The 20,403-nt window shown below is 38.3% G+C and carries 17 protein-coding genes; 9 read left to right on the top strand and 8 right to left on the bottom strand.

The genetic code is table 11. From position 1 onward, the window contains the following. Nucleotides 1–85: 85 nt before the first annotated feature. Nucleotides 86–700, top strand: a complete 615-nt coding sequence (locus EA772_RS00900; RefSeq protein WP_246834015.1) for a DUF3667 domain-containing protein — start codon at nucleotides 86–88, stop codon at nucleotides 698–700. Between the two features lie 4 nt (nucleotides 701–704). Further along, complete coding sequence (locus tag EA772_RS00905) at nucleotides 705–905, top strand: hypothetical protein (protein ID WP_124910826.1); 201 nt, start codon at nucleotides 705–707, stop codon at nucleotides 903–905. Nucleotides 906–1,152: 247 nt separating this feature from the next. Here EA772_RS00905 and EA772_RS00910 read toward each other — a convergent pair whose 3' ends face one another. The 3 genes from EA772_RS00910 to EA772_RS00920 all read right to left on the bottom strand — a co-directional run bounded on the left by EA772_RS00910 (nucleotide 1,153) and on the right by EA772_RS00920 (nucleotide 4,042). After that, a complete protein-coding gene (locus EA772_RS00910) occupies nucleotides 1,153–3,195 on the bottom strand; it encodes an ATP-binding protein (RefSeq protein ID WP_124910827.1) in 2,043 nt (680 codons plus the stop codon). Between the two features lie 85 nt (nucleotides 3,196–3,280). Further along, complete coding sequence (locus tag EA772_RS00915; protein ID WP_010599964.1) at nucleotides 3,281–3,514, bottom strand: hypothetical protein; 234 nt, start codon at nucleotides 3,512–3,514, stop codon at nucleotides 3,281–3,283. A 384-nt stretch (nucleotides 3,515–3,898) separates the two neighbouring features. Then, a complete protein-coding gene (locus tag EA772_RS00920) occupies nucleotides 3,899–4,042 on the bottom strand; it encodes a DUF2256 domain-containing protein (RefSeq protein ID WP_124910828.1) in 144 nt (47 codons plus the stop codon). A gap of 166 nt (nucleotides 4,043–4,208) precedes the next feature. Between EA772_RS00920 and EA772_RS00925 the strand changes: the two genes are divergently transcribed. The 7 genes from EA772_RS00925 to EA772_RS00955 all read left to right on the top strand — a co-directional run bounded on the left by EA772_RS00925 (nucleotide 4,209) and on the right by EA772_RS00955 (nucleotide 12,889). Beyond that, the gene (locus EA772_RS00925; protein WP_010599962.1) at nucleotides 4,209–4,502 is read left to right on the top strand and encodes a hypothetical protein; all 294 of its coding nucleotides are present in this window, start codon (nucleotides 4,209–4,211) and stop codon (nucleotides 4,500–4,502) included. Between the two features lie 197 nt (nucleotides 4,503–4,699). Next, nucleotides 4,700–5,269: a translation initiation factor IF-3 gene (gene infC, locus EA772_RS00930; protein ID WP_010599961.1), complete on the top strand. Its 570-nt coding sequence runs from the start codon at nucleotides 4,700–4,702 to the stop codon at nucleotides 5,267–5,269. Nucleotides 5,270–5,496: 227 nt separating this feature from the next. Further along, nucleotides 5,497–6,579, top strand: coding sequence for an AI-2E family transporter (locus tag EA772_RS00935; RefSeq protein ID WP_124910829.1), 1,083 nt, complete (start codon nucleotides 5,497–5,499; stop codon nucleotides 6,577–6,579). Nucleotides 6,580–6,881: 302 nt separating this feature from the next. After that, on the top strand, nucleotides 6,882–10,004 hold the full coding sequence (locus EA772_RS00940) for a PAS domain-containing protein (protein ID WP_124910830.1): 3,123 nt from the start codon (nucleotides 6,882–6,884) through the stop codon (nucleotides 10,002–10,004). Between the two features lie 524 nt (nucleotides 10,005–10,528). Next, nucleotides 10,529–10,813: a hypothetical protein gene (locus tag EA772_RS00945; RefSeq protein WP_010599958.1), complete on the top strand. Its 285-nt coding sequence runs from the start codon at nucleotides 10,529–10,531 to the stop codon at nucleotides 10,811–10,813. 35 nt (nucleotides 10,814–10,848) lie between these two features. Next, nucleotides 10,849–11,337, top strand: coding sequence for a 2'-5' RNA ligase family protein (locus EA772_RS00950; protein WP_124910831.1), 489 nt, complete (start codon nucleotides 10,849–10,851; stop codon nucleotides 11,335–11,337). 469 nt (nucleotides 11,338–11,806) lie between these two features. Next, complete coding sequence (locus tag EA772_RS00955; protein WP_124910832.1) at nucleotides 11,807–12,889, top strand: sensor histidine kinase KdpD; 1,083 nt, start codon at nucleotides 11,807–11,809, stop codon at nucleotides 12,887–12,889. A gap of 85 nt (nucleotides 12,890–12,974) precedes the next feature. On the opposite strand, the gene EA772_RS00960 is transcribed toward EA772_RS00955, so the two are convergent. From EA772_RS00960 to EA772_RS00980, 5 genes are all read right to left on the bottom strand, one after another. Beyond that, nucleotides 12,975–13,166, bottom strand: coding sequence for a hypothetical protein (locus EA772_RS00960; RefSeq protein WP_010599955.1), 192 nt, complete (start codon nucleotides 13,164–13,166; stop codon nucleotides 12,975–12,977). 97 nt (nucleotides 13,167–13,263) lie between these two features. Beyond that, nucleotides 13,264–15,345 (bottom strand): glycoside hydrolase domain-containing protein, encoded by a 2,082-nt coding sequence (locus tag EA772_RS00965; RefSeq protein WP_124910833.1) that lies wholly within the window; start codon nucleotides 15,343–15,345, stop codon nucleotides 13,264–13,266. A gap of 140 nt (nucleotides 15,346–15,485) precedes the next feature. Then, nucleotides 15,486–16,004: a DUF2911 domain-containing protein gene (locus EA772_RS00970; RefSeq protein ID WP_116169361.1), complete on the bottom strand. Its 519-nt coding sequence runs from the start codon at nucleotides 16,002–16,004 to the stop codon at nucleotides 15,486–15,488. 36 nt (nucleotides 16,005–16,040) lie between these two features. Beyond that, nucleotides 16,041–17,732: a sodium:solute symporter gene (locus EA772_RS00975; protein WP_124910834.1), complete on the bottom strand. Its 1,692-nt coding sequence runs from the start codon at nucleotides 17,730–17,732 to the stop codon at nucleotides 16,041–16,043. Between the two features lie 101 nt (nucleotides 17,733–17,833). Then, nucleotides 17,834–20,302, bottom strand: a complete 2,469-nt coding sequence (locus EA772_RS00980) for a PIG-L family deacetylase (protein WP_124910835.1) — start codon at nucleotides 20,300–20,302, stop codon at nucleotides 17,834–17,836. Nucleotides 20,303–20,403 lie beyond the last annotated feature (101 nt).

Consider the following 20,403-nt stretch of genomic DNA (forward strand, 5'->3'; position numbering starts at 1 on the left):
AAGCTCGAACTACTGCCCGGATTGCGGGCAACCTTCAAAACTAAAAAGGATTAATGCATATTATATTGTCCATGAGATCGAACATGTGTTACACTTTGAGAGAGGCATTTTTCATACAATCCGGGAACTTGTTGTCCACCCCGGCCGCACCATAAAAAGATACCTTAATGAAAACAGGAGCAGGTTAGTTAAACCTATTGCTTTTATTGTAATCACCTCACTGGTTTACTCCATTGCTGTGAATTTTTTTCATGTAGAAGACCATTATGTAAATCTGGATGACCGAGAGCTGTCAGATAAAATGCTTGTAACCACATCTTTTTTTAAGTGGGTACAGGGACATTATGGTTATGCAAATATTTTAATAGGCATTTTTATTGCATTCTGGACTAAGCTTTTTTTTAGAAAATTCGAATACAATTTCTTCGAACTGCTGATACTGCTATGTTTTGTAATGGGTATAAGCATGTTAATTTATGCAGTTTTCGGTATCATTGAAGGATTAACCCATACCAAAGTGATGCAAATCGCAGGTATGATCGGGCTTGGCTATACCGTTTGGGCAATTGGCAATTTTTTCAATAAAAACAAAGTTTCCAGCTACCTGAAAGCATTAGCATCTTACCTTCTAGGGATGTTAACCTTCCTTATCCTCTCAACAGTAATCACCATAACCATTGATATACTAATCAAGCACTAAACATATGGTAAAAAACAAAATAGGTTTCAATATTGGCTTTGCATTGTTAGCCTTTCCTATCGGATTAGCCATATTCCGGGAATTTGATTTCCAAAACTTAAGCTTTAGAAAACCGGCCCTGGGCATGCTTTATCTAATTACATTTATTGTCCTTATTTTCTTTATGCTGAAGAAAAAAAGCGTCAGCCCGACACAAGAAAAATAGTCACCACCAAAGTATTATGTATGTGTTTTTTTGAAAGTTAACTTTTAACGGGGCGAAGCGACGTCATCCGGAACAGCGATTTTAGCTTGAAAAATTGGATTTAAAAGTCTCTGCTATCGAGAGGGTTTTTGCACCGACTAAGTTCAGGATGACATATGAAGTGGGAACCGTCTTTGCAACTATATGTTTTGACTTCGCATGGCAATCATACTATAAAGCGGTGCGTGAACAAATCTACTGATCTAAATTATAGTGGCAGCGAAAAATAAAAAGTGGTTCCTACCCCTTCGATAGATGTATACCAGATCCTACCGCCATGGCTTTCGATGATTTCTTTTGAAATGGCCAGCCCCATCCCGAAAGATTCTTCTGAAGCGGTTCCCAACCTGCGGTTATCCGAAAACATATCAAAAATACCATTGCCCATGTGCGCTGGTATTCCCATCCCCTGATCGGCAATACTGATTACCACTTCCTGTTCTTGCTGAACCGCGGCGATGGTAATGGTATCGTTTTCTCCACTAAATTTGATCGCATTGGTGAGCAAATTATTGATTACACGTGAAATTTTATCTTTATTCACTAATACAATAATGTGATCAGCAGTCACCGAAATTTTCTGTGCCTTTGCTTCAGCTTTAAACTGCAGGAGATTCATGCTGTCGTTTAATAACCTGGCTATATCCGTTGGTTCCTTTTCACCTAAGCCATGGTGGGTATTTAACATCTCATTAATTAATGATATGGCATTCAGCCCAGCATCTTTCACCAATTGCAGCATCCGGAAGTTATTTTCCGACAAATCCTCATCAGCCAGGATTAATTTAGCTGCATGAACGATTCCTGAAACAGGCCCTCGTAGATCATGCGCCACTACTTTCATGATCGTTGCATTTTCCACATGGCTCTTTTCTAAAACGCTAAAGACCTGCGTGAGCTGTGCATACTGATTCTGAACGAGGTTGTTTGCTGCGTTCAGGCTTTCAATATTTGCCTTTGAACGTTTTAAGTTTTTCAGCACAATAAAAAGAATGACAAAAATTAATGCGATCACTATACCAGCGACCACTATCAAAAACTGTTTTGACTGTGCATCTTTCTTCAGCAACTCCAGCATCTGGGCTCTATCAGCATCTCTTAAACCATGCTCAACATCAACATTTTGACGTGATCTATTGGCAGTTTCCGTTGAATCTTTTAAAAAATGAAACCTCTCTAAGTTAATATAAGCCATTTTGGTGTCTTGTACAGTATCATAAAATTTCCACTTGGCATAGAGGAACTTCATGATAGATTCCTGAGAAGTAAAATTTTTGAAGGAGGAATCAGCGTTTTCCATCTCTTCAATCAGTAATCTGGCTTTTCTATACTGTTTACTAAGCGTGTAGAGGTTGATTAACTTTATCCGGGCAGTTTGCGCATCGCCATTTTCAGCACCTTTTTGACTATTGATTTGGATGGATTTTAACAGAAATTTCTCCGTTTGTTGATGCTGCCCTTTCTGCATAAGGGCCGTAGCCATATTTCCATAAATCACTCCTTTTGCCATAAGGGCAAATTCTGTTCGGTTAGGGAAGATCAGGCTTCGTTCATCTATAAATCGCAGGGCTTTTTGATAATAGAATAATGCACTGTCAGGTTGCTTTAACTTCTCAAAACAGAGTCCTATGGTATTGAGTAATCCCTGAGGGGATACAAAAGATTGTTCAAAACTGCTGGTATCCGCACAAGCTAAAGTTTCGTTAAAACCCTTTTTAAAGTAGGGTATCGATTCCTGAAAAAAGCCTTGTTTGTATCGTAGAAAGCCAAGCTTTGGAGAAAGCGCATAACATTTTGAAATAGAGTTTGAAATTTTACCGGCTCGCACATAAGCGTCAAATGCATCTTCATATAATCCAAAATCCATCAACACATCTCCCCTAACCAGTAATGCAGAAATATAATGTTTAATTAGAGCAGGTTTAGCTTCTACCACCTTAACCATGCTGTCAGCAAGTTTTAATGCAGTATCTGGTCTCTTCTTAAAGTTTAAAAAATAGGCAGTTTTGGTATTCAGCACACTCCACTTTTCTACGGAGGTTAACTGAATTTTAGCTATTGCACTATCTAAAAACCGTATAGCTGAGTCTTGCTGCCCCCGTTTGTACATCATGCCCGATTTGGCTTTAATGTCAAAAATCTTATCAGATATTTTCAAGGGTTCATCCCTCGGGGTTTCTTTACAAGCGAACAATACCGATGAGGCAAAAACAAAGAGATAAACGTAGATTAATTTTTTGATATTGGGCATGTACCAAATTGAATGGGAATAACTCAAGTTAGTAACATCTTTTTGAGAATGCAAATTGAATTTAATAATGTGGTAACGGAGATTGCTAATTGATATTGGTTGTCATAGAGACGATATTTCCCTTTTTATCCCTTACGCCTATCACGTTTACGGCCTGTAAACTGTTCCGCACAAAACTGATATCGAATTGAACGACATCAAACTGCTTAAAAACTACTGTTTTATCTTCATTGTAAAACCTGATTCTTTGTTTGTTGCTGTCTTTAATAAAGCCAACTCCTGCTGTGTGGTTATATGATATAATTATTCCCGTTCTCATGAGATTCTAAATTTTAATTCTGATGACGGGACAATCATAAAACCCTATTACTATGCAAATGGTTTTCAATCGGCAGCAAGATTAATGGTGCTTAAATCAGGCGAGTAAGCAGGATCGGAATGAAAATATAATGAATGTTGCGACTTTTTTCCATTTGGTATAAGTATAAGGATTTGCAAATCCATTGGTGCTGTGCTAACTCAAATAATGCTTCCCCAATTTCTCAAAAACCATATTAGCAGCGATAAAATACCTATAAAGAGATCGCGTTTAATAATATTAGATTTAATACTGAGGTTTTAAGCTCGCTTGACATAAATATAGTGATTACTTATTGTTAACTAAAAATTTTCCATCAGCAATGCAAAATTGATTTTAAGCTATTTATGACTGTTTGTTATTCCTGCATTTTACGCTGCAGTAAATCACGTCGTTCCAGTTTCGTTCCCATTTTTTTCTCCAGGTAAACGAAAGTTTACAAATTGGACATATTTTAACAGGTAGATTTTGCTTTTTTACACCTTTCATTCACTCTTCAGCTTTATTTCATTGCAAATGGTTTCAGATAATGCCAACTGATCCAGAGCAAAAAAATGTATTAGAAAACAAACCAAAACGGGATTATTATGTTTTGCACTGCGGATTAAATATATTTTTTTTTAAACTTTTTAGCGCCTCAAGGGTCTATTTTATTATGATTGAAACACAAGAAACATTTAATTTTACTACAATGCCCGTAATTAGCGGGATCTTACTTTTAGTTTTTGGAACATTTATTTTCCTAATTGCCATGAGGCGCAGAAATGAACGAAGAAAGGTGAGCGGAATAAACGGATTCACCTGTGCAGACAGGATGGTTAATACAAAAACAACAGAAAAATTCCTTCGTGTACTTGCTTTGCTGCTACTTTTGTCTGGATTTATTCTTATCACTTTTGAGGCGCTGAGAATAGAAAGCAATGTTACTACTGAACTGGCGGTAGGTTAAAGCAAAAATCAATAGGACTTCCCAATATCTGACTGTTTATACATTTTGCACCGTTATACGTTTGGACGGGAATCAATAGTATTAAAAAGTCATCATTATTCCATTCATTTGGATATCCCTTCAAAAAGTCCTATATTATCAATCCATCATTATTAACCACGCTCTGGTTTATATTTTTTCACTAATACTTTTCAAATTTGGCATTAAAAAAAGCAGGATTTTACAGAGGGCCACGCTTGCCCTTCAGAAAGAAAGAAGCAGAACACAAAATTAATCAGCTGATTACCTCTCCTGAGGTTCGATTAACGGGAGACAATGTTGAAACCAACATTTACCCGCTGGCAGAGGCACTGAAGCTGGCGGAAGAACTTGACTTAGATCTGGTTGAAATATCCCCGAATGCTACTCCACCTGTATGTCGCATTATCGATTACAGCAAATTCCTTTACGAGCAGAAAAAAAAGCAAAAGGAAATTAAGAGTAAAGCGAAACAAACCATCATTAAGGACATACGATTTGGTCCGAATACCGACGAACACGATTTCCAGTTTAAACTGAAACATGCCGTTTCATTTTTAGAAAGCGGAGAAAAAGTGAGGGCTTTTGTACATTTCAAAGGCAGGTCGATCGTATATAAAGATCAGGGAGAAATCCTATTATTAAAATTCGCTCAGGGTTTGGAAGAAGTGGGCAAAGTAGAATTGCTACCCAAACTAGAAGGCAAGCGAATGTTTTTAACCTTAGCACCGAAAGCTGCAAAACGTTAGATTTAAAACCTTCATCATTCATTCAGGTGATCATCGGCTCCCTTTTCAGATTAAAATATTTTCTGGTAAGGGAGCCTAAAAAACCAGGATAATGTAACACAAAATCACCAGGCGATAGACTACAGGCATAAATCGTATGTTATGATGATGCCGTTTTTTTTCGGATAAATAATTTAATCCTTTTAAATCGTACAAACATTTTATGCCTAACTAAGTTATTTCATGGCATGAACATTAAAACAAATGAGGGTATCTTTCGAACAGTAACCTCAATTATCCTTTACACTGCCGGATTAATCATCCTGCTTTGGTTTCTATATAAAATTCTTAGTGTTGTACTACTTGGAATTTTTGCAATTGTACTTGGTGTGATTATCAACGCACCGGTAAGCCGACTCGAGCAGAAAGGCATGAAGCGTTGGGTAGCCAGCCTGATTGTTTTTTTAATCATCTTTGGAATTACCTTTCTACTCGGCTGGATGGTGGTACCCCACTTAAGTAATCAGCTGGATGTGTTGATTGGCAACCTTCCAAAATATTATGCAAGTGTTTCCGGATACCTCGATAATCTGCTCAGCAAATTTCCTGAACTGCGAAAAGAGGTCAGAGAAGGTGGCTCATCCATCACATCTGCGATGCCTTCTGTGGGCAATACCGTTATGGGGATTGGCAATTTCTCATTCTCTGTTATCGGTGGAATTTTCGTGTTCATTGTTTTTATCTGTATGGTGGTTTTTTTTGTGGGGAACCCGAAGCCTATAGTAGAATTATATTTAACTGTATTTCCAATCAAGCAACGGGAAAAAGCCGAAAATGCCATGAAGCATACTTCGGTAATGTTGGTGGGCTGGATGAAATCGAACCTAATTGGTGGAGCGATTGAAGCGGTATTGGTTTACGGTTTCTTAACCTTAATGAATGTTCCTGGTGCACTGGTATGGGCAGCACTGGCCTTTTTTTCAGAGCTCATTCCTAAAATAGGTTTTTACATCATGGCTATCCCACCTACACTTGTAGCACTTTCGGTTAGTCCGGCAACGGCTTTATGGTGCCTGGTTTTCTTTTTGTTACTGAACGAGCTGGTATCCGATTTTCTGATGCCTAAACTTCGTTCCTCAACAATGAACATCCACCCCATGTCGTCTCTTTTCCTGTTGCTAGCAATGGGAACAGCTTTTGGTCTTACAGGTGCATTACTTGCCACACCTTTGGCTGCAATTATTAAAGCGTATTACGAAGAATTTTATATCAGCAAGTTCCCAGATGATCCGCAACTTGAAAAACGAACACACGACATTATTTACCCTTAACCCATAAGTGAACGCGGCTGTTACTTATCCGACATAATTCGTCATAATAATTGCAATATTCAATAACCATTAATGGCTGCGTCGATAGCGATATGATAAATGATGAGCGAGCAGTACATGGAGGATGAGTTTCATGGAGGGGATATTACGCAATTGCCTGCTTAATTTTATTTCCTATTACATTAAAAAGACTGATACGGCTCATCTGCAATAATTAAAATCTTACTTTTTGGCAAACCAAAATCAAGCTGATACCGTTACCTTTATTCGTGAAATCCATTTAGTATAAAAATAATATAGTAATGAAGCCTTTGCCGACACGGTTTACAGAAACGAAAATAGTGGATATTCTTAGCCAGTCTCCTAATGCTACTGCTATTTATTCTGGTGAGGAAATTTATATCGAATTTGCCAATGATGCAATGATTGCATTGTGGGGAAAAGAGCGGTCGGTGATTGGCAAAACTATCGCCCAGGCGCTACCAGAAATTGTTGGACAGCCTTTTATTGGCATACTGCAAGAGGTTTGGCGTAGCGGCATCAGTTATGAAAGCAAAAATACACCCGCAGCGTTATTTGTAAGTGGCGAAATGCAAACTTTCTATTTCGATTTTATCTATCAGGCCGTAAAAGATAAAAATGGCAAAACGGATTATATTCTCCACACGACCACAAATGTGACCGAACTCAACCGGGCCCTTAATATCGCAGCAGATCGCGAAGAAAAGCAAAAGGCTTTAGATCATGAACAACAATTAAATTTTCAGTTGGCTTCGATAAATGAAGAACTCGCTGCTTCAATGGAGGAGCTTAATACCACAAATGAAGAATTGCAGTTGAGCAAAGAAAGCTTCCAGCAATTAAACGAGGTTTTGGAAGGCAGGGTTGCAGAACGTGTAAAAACAATTGAACAGCTATACCAGCAATTGGAGGCTTCGAATGAAGAAATTTTGGCTTCAAACGAGGAACTTGCGGCAACGAATGAGGAATTAGTTCGAAACAGAAGGAGACTGGAACAAACCTTAACTGAGCTTGCTGAAAGTGAGTTTCGTACCAGGAGTATTATTGAAAATGCGCCATTCCCAATTGGAGTTTACACAGGTAAGGAAATGAGAATTACTTTCGCCAATCCATCCATTATAGGGGTTTGGGGAAAAGGTGATGATGTGATTGGAAAGCGCTATGCGGATGTTTTACCAGAGCTTACCAACCAGGCCGTATTTCAGCAACTCGACCAGGTTTTTACCACGGGTGTTGTTTTTGAGGCCAGAAATCAGCGCTTAGAATTAATAGTAAACGGCGTACCGAAAATCTTTTACTTCAACTATATTTTTACGCCCTTAAGAAATGCGGCTGGTGAAATTTATGGCGTAATGAATACCGCCGCTGATGTTACCGATGTGGTATTGGCGAAACAAGCCCTGGAGATTGCAGCAGAAGAAAAACAAAAACTAAATGAAGACCTTGCCGCCATTAATGAAGAAATGGTTGCCATTAATGAGGAATTAACTGCATCCAATGAGGAGCAGGCCAGATTTAATTTTGAATTATCAGCACTTTATGAAAAGCTAAAGATTAGTCAGGATGAACTGGAACTGGCAATTGACGCTGCCGGCTTAGGTACATTTGATCTTAATCCGGAAACTGGTCGTTTTTCGGGGAACAACTTAACAAAATTATGGTTTGGCCTACAGCCCAGAGATGAAATTGAGCTAACTCAGGCTACCGATGTGATTCATGAATCTTACCGTGAGCGGGTAGTTAACGCCATCCAGAATGCTTTAAATTATGAATCTGGAGGATATTATGACACCAACTATGTGATTCAATTGCCTGGTGAAACAGATGGAAGAGTTGTTCGGGCAAAAGGCAAAGCAATTTTTAATAAAGAAAAGCAAGCCATTCGCTTAAGCGGTGTGCTGATTGATGTAACCGAACAGATCAGCTCTACAAAAAAAATGGCTGCCATGGTTGATAGCCTGGAGCGCAGCGAACGGAAATTTCGGTCATTAATTCAGCACGCACCCGTTGCCATAAACGTATTTAAAACTGCCGATTTAATTGTTGAAAGTGCCAATGAAAAAATGCTCGAGATTTGGGGCAAAACAGATGCTGTTGAAGGGCAGAAGTTTGTCGACATCCTGCCAGAACTTGAAAATCAGCCTTTTATCGATCTCTTAAAAGATGTACTGCGCACCAAAACGCCTTATTATGGAGTTGAAAATAAGGTATATATTCTTAGAGATGGCGTACCCGAAGAACGTTTCTTCAATTTTATTTATCAACCGGTAAAAAACGATCATGGAGAGATAGATAGTATTTTGCAAGTAGTTACTGAAGTTACCGAACAGGTAAATGCTAAAAAGGAAGTTCTGGAAATTAACACCAGGCTGAACATTGCCATTGAGGCTGGTGCATTAGGCTCAACCGAGGTCGATTTGGCTACCGGAACAATGGTTTGTAACGATCGGTATAAAATGTGTTATGGATGGCCACTTGATCGGGAATTTACTTATCCTGACTTATATGCTTCCATGCTTCCACAATACCGCGAAACCATCAAAAACCTGGTGCATGAAGCCATTCAAAACCAAACGGTTTATAAAGCAGAGTACGAAGTAAGCTGGCCTGATGGATCAATCCATTGGGTAAGTGCACATGGAAAGGCCAGGTACAATAATGAAGGAAAGGCCACAAAAATGGTAGGCATCGTATCAGACATTACAGAAGTAAAGGCAGATGAGCAACGTAAAAATGATTTTATAGGCATGGTAAGCCATGAGCTAAAAACACCTTTAACATCATTGACCGCATATATACAATTACTGCAAAGCAAAGCCAGCAAAAACCAAGACAGTTTTGCTTTGAGCGTTTTAGAGAAAGCCAATAATCAATCGAAGAAAATGGTGAATATGATTAACAGTTTCCTCAATGTTTCAAGATTGGAATCTGGAAAAATTCATATCGAAAGGCAGCATTTCGATTTATCATTACTCATGAAAGAAATTGATGAAGAGTTTAATGTTGTGCTGAATAGTCATCAGTTTATTTTCAAAACAGAAGAAATATTTGTTAATGCCGACCGGGAAAAAATTAGTCAGGTAATCAATAATTTTATTTCCAATGCGGTGAAGTACTCTCCTACAGGCAGCACCATCGAAATATCCTGTACACGAAATGAAAATTCTGCCATCGTAGCCGTTAAGGATGAAGGAATAGGAATTATGCCCGAAGACCAGCACCAACTTTTTGAACGCTATTACCGCGTAATGAATCAGCCTCAAACGGTTTCAGGTTTTGGGATCGGGCTTTATCTCTGTGCCGAAATCATTAAGCGTCATCATGGGCAGATTTGGCTGGAAAGCGAAATTACTAAAGGCTCTACATTTTACTTTAGCCTACCTATTGACCTAGCGAACGGCTAAAAAAAGCAGGTCGCTCTTTTTTCCAGAACTTATAACCAACGTCAATATTCTGATTAGATAAACCAACTGTAGCGTAATAAAAACAAATCTCAACAGCTTCATTACAAAAAAAGGCTATTGAAAAATCAACAGCCTTAATAACCAAATAAATGTAATAGGTAGATGTACATTTAAGACAATGATGCACCTAAAAAGTTTTAAAAGAATTTCATTTTTTTAACGCAAGAGGCTTCTTAAATGAGGTGCTCTGGTAGGTTGATATGGTATTAAAGGACTATTCTAATTAAGAGTAATGAAAATTAATTTAGGATGTTATTATATTACTAATGGGACGATCTATTTCCGGATGGAATAGCGTAGTTAATGAGAACCTGAAGCACTACTCACTTCAGGTTTTTTAACAAAAGAAAGGCATTAACTGCAGCAGGCTTTACTCTTAAAACGACTAAATAAATGCAGTTATTTCGCTGACAAAAAAAACATAATAACAGAAAATAATGTTACAAAAATAACAAGATCATATTATGAATTACAGCAAAGAAATCGAAGCCATTCCACAGAATTATTATCAGACTCAATTTATAGACAGTTATAGAGGAGGAGTAGAAGGAGATAACACCATGACATTTTTGGTAAAGGACGATACAGACCTGGTTACTTATGCATTGGCGGCTAAGCAGGCTTGGGAATCTGTTGGCGATTATCCTTCGAGTTTCAAAGGCATTATAAGGAAAGTAAATGGAAATTGTTTTGCAACATTTGATTACCTTGGTGCATTAGAGGCTAGCCTGAATCAAGCTTCAGCGTAATTTCTGACAACCTTCTTCAAAAAGATAGCTTTGGCATGAGTACATTTATTTTAACTGCAAGGATAGATGAAATTCACCAAAGCTTTTTTGACGACCTCAGAAACATGCATTTTCCGAAGGAAAGAAACTTTCTCAGTGCTCATCTTACATTGTTTCATACACTACCAAAAACAGCAGAAATCCTGGAGGCGCTGCAATCGGTTGAAAAGCAACCAATATTAGCAACAGTTAGTAGTTTAAAAAACATTGGCCATGGTGTGGCTTATTTTATTTCCAGTGAACAATTGGAAAATGTACATCGCAAGCTCAAGAAAAATTTTGAGCGATACCTTTCTTTACAAGATCAGCAAAAATTCAAGCCACACATTACCATACAAAACAAGGTGAGGTCAGATCAGGCGAAAGCTTTATTTGATCAACTTAATCCATCCTTCGAACCATTTGAGATTACTATTTCTGGCCTCGACCTATGGTTATATTTAAATGGTCCCTGGGAGCACACCAAATATTTCCCATTCTCATAAAAACTGCTTGGTAATTTGTAACGGAAGATCAAAGCTTGTATGATTTGATATTCCACTTAAATCATATCTCATTGATAAACTTAAATATCCTCAGCTTTCATGAACGCCCCAACATGCAAAATTTAGCCAAATGCCTGATTACTAAACAATTTATGTTTATGTTAGATAGGATACTCAATTTCCGCGAAATGCAAACCTCGCTTCCTATATAAGCTAACTTAAGCTAAATTTTCATACACACCATAGTTGTATCACACCCCTAAGATTAGGCATTTACTTGAAAAAGAGGTAACTTAGTCTACGTATTTATACGCATATATTATATCATCCTTTTTACGATAATAGGTGTGGTTCAAAGCAAACTCTAAACTACACTTCTACTTGCCAGGTTAAGCCTATTTACTTAGCTGATTAATTTGATTCGAACTTTTAATTAGCTGGTGAACCTATCTGGTATAAAACATTCGTTATGATTATTAACATCCCTCCGCTTCAGCACGAAGCAATTGTAAAAAATTTCATTTCACTTCGTTTTGCTGTGCTATTCATTTTTTTAGCAGGATGCACAAGCTTACAGTACACGGAAGACCATGCTGCTGTGTATATCGATCGGATTGTTTCCGCCACTGCAGCTATCGATAAGGATGACTTCTCTGTTGACTTATTGAATTTTCCAATAATTACTGGCTCAGAAGCAGGTTTGCAACTCGATCTAATTTTCAGAATAACCACAGTTATCTTTTTCATATTGGTTTTGATTATAATTTTTCAAATGCATAAAGCCTGGAAAAAAAATGAGGAGAATAACAGACTTTTAAAGCAATTACATTCGCAGATTTCGGAACAGAATACCTACATGCAACACATAATGAATGCCTTGGAAGAAAGCGAATCGGAAAACCTCAGGGTAACCAAAATCATAGCTCACGACCTGCGTAGCCCAATTGGTGCGATTGTGAGTGCCTCCAGTTTATTACTGAATGAGACCAAGTTAAATGAGGAAGCAAGTGAATTAATATCGATTATTCAAAAAGCAGGAATTAACGCATTAACTTTTATGACCGCAATACTCGAAAAAGAAGATGCCCATGCGGTATTAAAGAAAGAGCCTGTCGAATTAAATACGCTTATAAAATATTGTGCTAATATTTTAAAATACAAAGCGATAGAAAAACGGCAAACCATCACCATCGATAGTCAGACCATTTTGCTTGATTGCAACCTCGAAAATATTTGGAGGGTGATCAGCAACCTGCTCACCAATGCGATAAAATTTAGCCCTGATCACAGTACGATAGTATTGCAAACTACCGAATTTGATGAACACATAATTATTGAAGTTAAAGATCAGGGTATTGGGATTCCAAACGATTTAAAACCTTCTTTATTCACTTCGCAAGAACGCAGAAAAAGAATTGGAACAAGAGGTGAAAAATCGTACGGTATGGGACTACCAATCGCAAAGAAAATCATTGATGCCCACAAAGGAAAAATTTGGTTTGAAGAGAATGAATTTAAAGGCACAACCTTTTTTGTTCAGCTACCAAAATAACCAGAATCTGTTAAGATTCTCTTTTCAATATAAAAAGCCCTCTATCTAAAAAGAAAAAGGGCTTATGTAAAATAGGGGTTATGATTTATAACAAACCGTAAAGGCCGTGTGCATAAGTTCTTAAAGAAGCAGAAACAGTATTCATCTTATCGGGAGATGGTCCTTTTACCTTGTAAGCTTCTGGATGAAGCTCTAAAGGCTGGTTATCTGCTTTTTCTGCGGTATCTTTGTTCGTTAACGTTGCATTTTGTTCTTCGCTTAATTTTAAGGGTGCCATGTCATGTAATTTTATATACAGAAAACAGGCGATGCGTTGATTTGTTTTCAGTGACACCCCAAAAAGTAATTATTTTTTCATTAATAATCCAAACTAGTTATTCGATACTCGAAATCCAGTTTTCAGTAGCTGAAACTTTGATCGGATTTGCAGAAGAAACAATTTTTAAAACGCCACCTTTATTAATATCATCTTGTGTGATATAATTTTTGTTAAAAGGTTTTCCGTTTAAAAATACCTGTTTGATATACTTGTTCTTCAAACTAAAATTCTCAGTTTCTACCTTAAACGTTTTGCCATCAGGTAAGTCATATGTGACAGATGGAAACAAAGGAACGTTTAGGTAGTATACAGGCCAACCTACGCAGGCTGGAGAAAAACCACTTGCCGTAAATATATACCATGCACTCATCGCTCCTGCATCATCATCCATGGTTCGCAAATAGGCGTCAGGCTGGTTACGGTATATTTTACCAATGTAACTACCAATGCCGCGGCTGTTATCATTAAAATAATTTTGAATAACGGTATCGGCTGCCAACTGGTGCATCCAGTATTGAGATTTATAACCCTGTCTGGTTATGTTATACATTAATGGCACCTGCAAATCAGGCTCATTGGCATGGTTATATAAATCACGGGCAAAAAATTCATCTAATTTAGCCAGGTAGGATTCCTCTCCCCCATCAAGCGCTACCAAGCCTTTAAAATCATAGGGAACAAACCAACGGTATTGCCAAATGGTACCTTGATATAAACCACGGGCCTGCATTTGATCCACATCCCGTTTACTCATATCTTTAAAATCCTTATTCCAGTATTTTTTATACTCCAGGGCTTTATTTTTATAAATCTCCACCTTTTGTGGGTTTTTCAAAATCTTAAAAATCTCCGCCATTGCCCAATTGTCATAGCTCGATTCGAGCGCTTTATCTGGCGATTTATAATCCAACCCCTTTACTTCTTTTTCCAATGAATCAGCAATTTTCGCAAAATCAACCGGATATCCTTTTCGGTAAGCATCCAGCAATACTACAATGGCATGCTCCGAGCGAACGGTATTAGAAGGTTCCTTTTGCCCGGCGTAATCTTTTTTCCCCGAGAGGTATAAATCACCAATAGAAGTAACCATTCCTGCATAACGATCAGGGGTGATGATCGAAAGCAAAGGCAATTGTGTACGGTAATTATCCCAAATGGCCCAGCCGTTATAACGAATCTGTTTATCTTTTTGTACTTCTCCTTTGGTATTCCGATACTGGCCATCCTGATCGGAAATGACATAAGGCGATTGCATGGTTCGATAAAGCAGCGAATAAAATAATTTTGCATCCTTTAAATCGCCATTCACCGCAATTTTCGAAAGATTTTTGTTCCAATAGCCGCTACTCTCCGACATCATTTCAGTCATTGAATGGGTATTAATGGCTAATTTTGCGGCCTCGGCACTTACCGATGAAAGCGCAACATTCACCTCTACCGAACCCGGCGCCAGCCCAAGCCTGGCGATAAATTTGTGATTTGCTACCTCTTCCCAATTTATATTATTTTTTATTTCCAGATAATAGTAAATCCGATATTTACCTACAGAACAGGTTGTTTTTGATTCAATCCAACCAGAAATGGTATTGTTTTTAATCACATGCTCCTCTTCCACAAAGGCACCGTTAAATGCATAACTTAAATCGATATAAATTCCCTTTTTCCCGGCAGGAAATTGATAAACATGTTTTCCGGCATTACCTACAACTGAAAAGCTTGCTTTAATTTTATTTTCAAAGCCAACTTCATAATAACCAGGAACAGCTTTCTCTGTCGATTTTATGAGTTCAGATGCTTTAGGATCATCACCTAAAAAAGGTTTCACAAAAAGATTTCCGCCTGAGCCCTGACAGCCCACGCCTTCGAAACGATTGTGCGTAAAACCCTCAAATTTTTTCGCCAGATATTCGTAACCTGTATGTGTTTTTGGATAGGTTTGCGGCCCGATACTCAACATACTGAACGGATAGGAAGCTGCCGGCGACATCTGTCCGTGATCGCCTGATGAACCTAAGAAAACATTCACAAGATCAACCGGTTTTTTTTCCTTTATGGAGAACGACGTGGTTTTTGACTGTGCTAAAACGTTTAAATAAAAAAACGAGAGGAGTGCAATTATTTTAAGTGAAACTTTCATACCTGAGAATAAACTGGCCTAAAATAACATTTTAAAGTGAAGTAAATATTAAGTGTGAGGTTATTTATCTAACCGATTTTACAGCAAACAAAAAAGCCATTTCCTTATCGAAAATGGCCTTACATATTTTATAACCAGGGTTATTTGATTGCTACCGGAACAGAAATTTTATCCCAGTCTAAAGAAAACCCTGTTTTGGTAATTTTATAAACCAAACGCTCTTGAGTGGCTTTTAAAGCTTTTGTTTTTACATCAACACGTAAAGCATCTTTTGCTTCTTCGTATTTGTATGCGCCCCACTGTTTTGGTTCTTTATTGAAGATAGCCGTCCAGGTTCCGCTTTCTTTAGGGATTAAGAAAAAACTGTATTTACCTGCAGGAAGTGCTTTTCCTTGTACCATGATGTCTTTATCAGTTTCGAAAGTAGTTGCCTCATTTGCACCAGCACGCCAAACTTTATCATAAGCTTCTAATCCACCCCAGATTTTACGGCCTTTTACAGCAGGACTGCTATAGTTAATGGTAATGGTTGCGGCTTTAATTTTGCCTGTAACCGTTGCCGCCGGACTTGGTTTGGGTTGAGCATCTTGTGCCATCGCACTTGCAGAGATCGTTATTGCGGTAAAAAGCAAAGCGATAGATTTAAACATCGTTTTCATAGTAATATTATTTATCTGTTTTTGTTGTTTTTGATTCTACGAATTTAATGCTTTGGGTCGATAAAATAATAATCCCAAAGTCGAAAAAATAATTACGGCTGCAGCACCAATCACATTTAACCATAAGAACGATACTACATCGAACTCATAAACGGCAATTACTACAATTTCTGATAGGATTGCGGAAATAAAAACGATTGGCCCGTTGATTTTTTTGAAGTAGAAGGCCACCAGAAAAATCCCTAAAATTGGGCCATAAAATAAGGAGCCCAGCACGTTAACCGCCTCGATAAGCGATCCCATTTGCGTGGCAAACATGGCTACCGCAATGGAAAATATCCCCCAGCCCAAGGTATGCAACCTGCTGTACTTTAATTCTGTTCTGTCATCTAGTTCCTTTTTACTGAAAATTAAATGAACATCTTTTAATGAACAGGCGGCAAGTGAATTCAGTGCTGCAGAAATGGATCCCCAGCTGGCTAAGAAAATTACAGCGAATAGCAATCCAATCATCCCAACGGGTAAGGTGTTTTTTACAAAATATAAAAAGATGTAGTTGGTATCAGTTTTCTCGGCATTAAAGTTTGATTTATTGATCGCCTCCTCTACCCTGCTATGCAGATCTTTAACATCTTTTTGGGTTTCCTTAAAACTGGCGATAGAACTTTCCAAACCTGCGGCATGAGTTTCTTTTTGTGTAAGAATGGCTTTCGATTGGGCATTGAATTTCTCCTCGAGCAGCTTATGCTCTCCCTCAAAAACTGCTGCTTGCTGGGGCTGTGTTTCTTTTAAATATTGATAAGAACGTTCATTAAAATAAATAGGCGCAGGTTTTAAAGAGAAGAAAGCAAAAAGCAGCGCACCAATGAGCAGAATGGCAAACTGCATGGGAATTTTTACTAGGCCATTTAACAACAAACCCATTTTTGCATTGGTATTATCTTTGGCAGTAATGTACCGCCCTACCTGACTTTGGTCGGTTCCAAAGTACGAGAGCGCAAGGAAAAACCCTCCAATTAGTCCGCTCCAGATATTGTATTTATCTTTCCAGTCAAACTCAGTTGTAATCACATTTAGCTTTCCTGATTTCCCTGCCAGGTAAAGTGCATCGGTAAAGCCAACACTATTGGGCATATTTTGCACCAACAAATATCCGGCAAATGCCATTGTTCCCAAGATAATGAGAAACTGAAGTTTTTGGGTATGTGCTATGGCCTTCGCCCCGCCAACATAGGTATAAATCAATAAAATTCCGCCAGTTAAAACATTGGTTAAATAGATGTTCCAGTTTAAAACACTAGATAAAATAATACTCGGTGCATAAATACTGATTCCTGTTGATAATCCTCGGGAAAAGAGAAATAACAAGGAAGTTAATACCCTGGTTTTTTTATCAAATCGTTGTTCTAAGTATTCATAAGCCGTGTACACATTCAACCGCTGAAAGATGGGAATGAACGTGATACAAATTACAATCATCGCCAGTGGCAAGCCGAAATAGTACTGAACGAAGCGCATGCCATCGGTATAGGCCTGCCCGGGTGCAGACAGAAAGGTAATTGCACTTGCCTGCGTAGCCATAATACCCAAAAGCACAATGTACCAGGGCATTTGATTATCGGCTTTAAGATAGGATTCATTGCTTTTCTGACCTCGCCCTATAAAAACGCCATAGGCCACCACAGCAAGGAGGGTAAAAATGAGTACGAACCAATCGATATTACTCATGCCCAGATTTTAGTAAAGAGATAATAAAAAACAACCTGGAAAATTAATGCCAAAGCAAGTAAAATATACCAGGTGTTCCAATTCTTAAGCTGGTTTCTCATCTACTTCCCTGCTGATATGAAATTAAAAAATAGCCTTGCTGCGCCCACATTTCCTGCAGGCAGCTGCCTAAAAAATGCTAAAGGTGTGTAGATGAAATTACCCTTGCCGTATTTTGCAAATAATGTTGAACCTTTAGAAGACTCTTCACCGGTGTCATTCATTTCAAAAAGTGTCTCATATTTTTCGTCCCACTGATCGGGAAAGTAAGCGCCACGTTCCTGAACCCATCCATTGAAATCGTCAGTTGTAATTTTGTTAGGATAGTTTAGCAATTTATGATTTGGAATAAGAATTTTAACGGCTGCATTTTCTTCGGTTACCCTTTTTCCACTGATGCGCATTGGGTAAACGCCAAAATCTTGTAACGCCATATCTTGCGTGGTATTATACTGCATTACCATTGTTCCTCCATTTTCTACATAGCTTCTCAATGCGGTTTGCCAGTTTTTGATTCGTTTCTCGGTATTAATTACCCGAACACCTGTTACTACCGCATCGTAAGTGACTAACTTAACCGGGTTTAAAATATCCGCTTCGGTTAATACATCTACTTGTAAACCTGCCTGTTTTAATACTTCAGGAATAAGATCTCCGGCACCTTGAATGTAACCTACTTTTTTCGCCAGTACTTTTACATCACCCTTTAATAACCAGGTGGTGGCAGGAATAAAATATTGAAGTGACGGTAAATGTGGATACTGGATTAACACCTGCCCTTTGATAAAATCGTTATTCTCGGAAGAAAAAAACACCTCCAATTTATTCTGATTGGTTTTGATCTTGCTCAATTCATTGGCCGGAATAATGAAGTCTTTGATCGTAATTGTATTTTCCTGGAGGTTGATGCCGGTAAAGTTCGCGATGATGGCACTGCCGATTTTAAAAGTAACCTTACCATAATTGATATATTTATTTGCTTTGAGTCGCAGGGTGATTTTTAAATCTTCTTTATCTTTTGCGAAATAAACAGGTTCAGCAAAACTCAAATCCATGGCTGGCACAATACGCAACTGCTCCACCACATCACCCTTTACCGGATCTAATTTTTTAAAAGAAAGGGGTAATTTTATATTGAATTTTTCAGTTCCTATTTTTAAGGAAAGCGAAACATTCAGAGCCGATTCGGTTTCGGCAAAACCAATTAGGGTATCATTGGCAACACTAAAAGTGGCTGCGTTCTTCGCCGGTTTCTCCAGCCAATAGGGTTCGGTTAAGGTTGCATTTGCTGGTATCTGGATTTTACGTTCAATGGTCATCAATGAATCTCCGGCTATCCTTCTATTTAGGTTGTCAGTTTGATTAATCCAGTTAATTTGTTCCAGTATTACTGGTGTGGCTGATCGGGAAATTAAGTTCAAGCGAAAATTATAGCTATTTCCTGCTATGGCTTCTGCCTGATTAGTGACGACCTCTCCCATAAAACCGGTACAGCTTAAAATGATACGGTCAATCGCGGCCAGCTTATCTTTTTTCAGGTTTTTATCCTGAATTTCCGCGATTCTTTTCCTCAACATCAGCAGTCCGTGTAAACTTTTATCCGGATGGTTATAATCGAAAGACAATAAAATAATATCGATCAGTTCATCAATGTTATCTATGCCTTTTTCAGACCAGTTGATTGGAATTTTATCAAAAAGAGATTCTTTGGCTGGCACCCCTAACACAGGGGAAAAATATTCAGTCCGTACTCCTGCCACAGATTGTGTTCCGGCACCCTGACTTTTGTGCAAACTTCTGCTCAAACCCGCCAGTTCACCATAACCCATGCCCAGTTGGGCATCGTATTGGCCTACCGAAACCTTCAACTGAGTTTCAGCAGTCGTATTGGTAGATCCGAAACGGAAAGTGTTCCAAACCAATCTTTTCGGTTGCCAAACCTCCACATATTTCAACTGGTTAGGAAACATATTTTTATCGGCCGCAGCTGCAAATGCCTTTTCAGCCACTACTGCTGATGCCGCGTGTTGCCCATGCCCTGCCGCAGCAGTTGGCGGAAAACGACAAATGATCACATCAGGACGGAATTTTCTAATTACCCAAACCACATCAGCTGTAATGCTGTCGGCATCCCATTGTTTAAAGGTATCATTCGTATTTTTCGAAAAACCGAAATCAATAGCCCTGGTAAAAAATTGTTGTGCACCATCTAATTTTCGGGCTTCTAAAAGTTCATGTGTACGAATTAAACCTAAAGCCGCACCTTGTTCGGTACCTAATAAATTTTGTCCACCATCGCCCCTGGTTAATGATAGATAACCCGTTTCTACATTTTGCTCGTTAATCAGCCAGGATAATAGGCCCGTATTTTCGTCATCAGGATGTGCTGCCAGATAAAGTACTTTCGGAATATGTTTCAATGTTTTTAGTTCGCGATAAATTTCAGCAGATTTTGCAGGGCGAATTTGTTGAGCTGAACTAAAAAACACAATAAAACCAAGGATGATGACCAGGAATACGCTTTTGAACATAGAATTTGCTTTGTGCAACAAATATGCTCAAAATGGTTTTATTTCACGCAGTTGGAATCGAAAAAGGTACAAACAAAGAATAATTAATCCTTAATATTGCA

This window comes from Pedobacter sp. G11, assembly GCF_003860265.1.
Classification (GTDB): Bacteria; Bacteroidota; Bacteroidia; order Sphingobacteriales; family Sphingobacteriaceae; genus Pedobacter; species Pedobacter agri.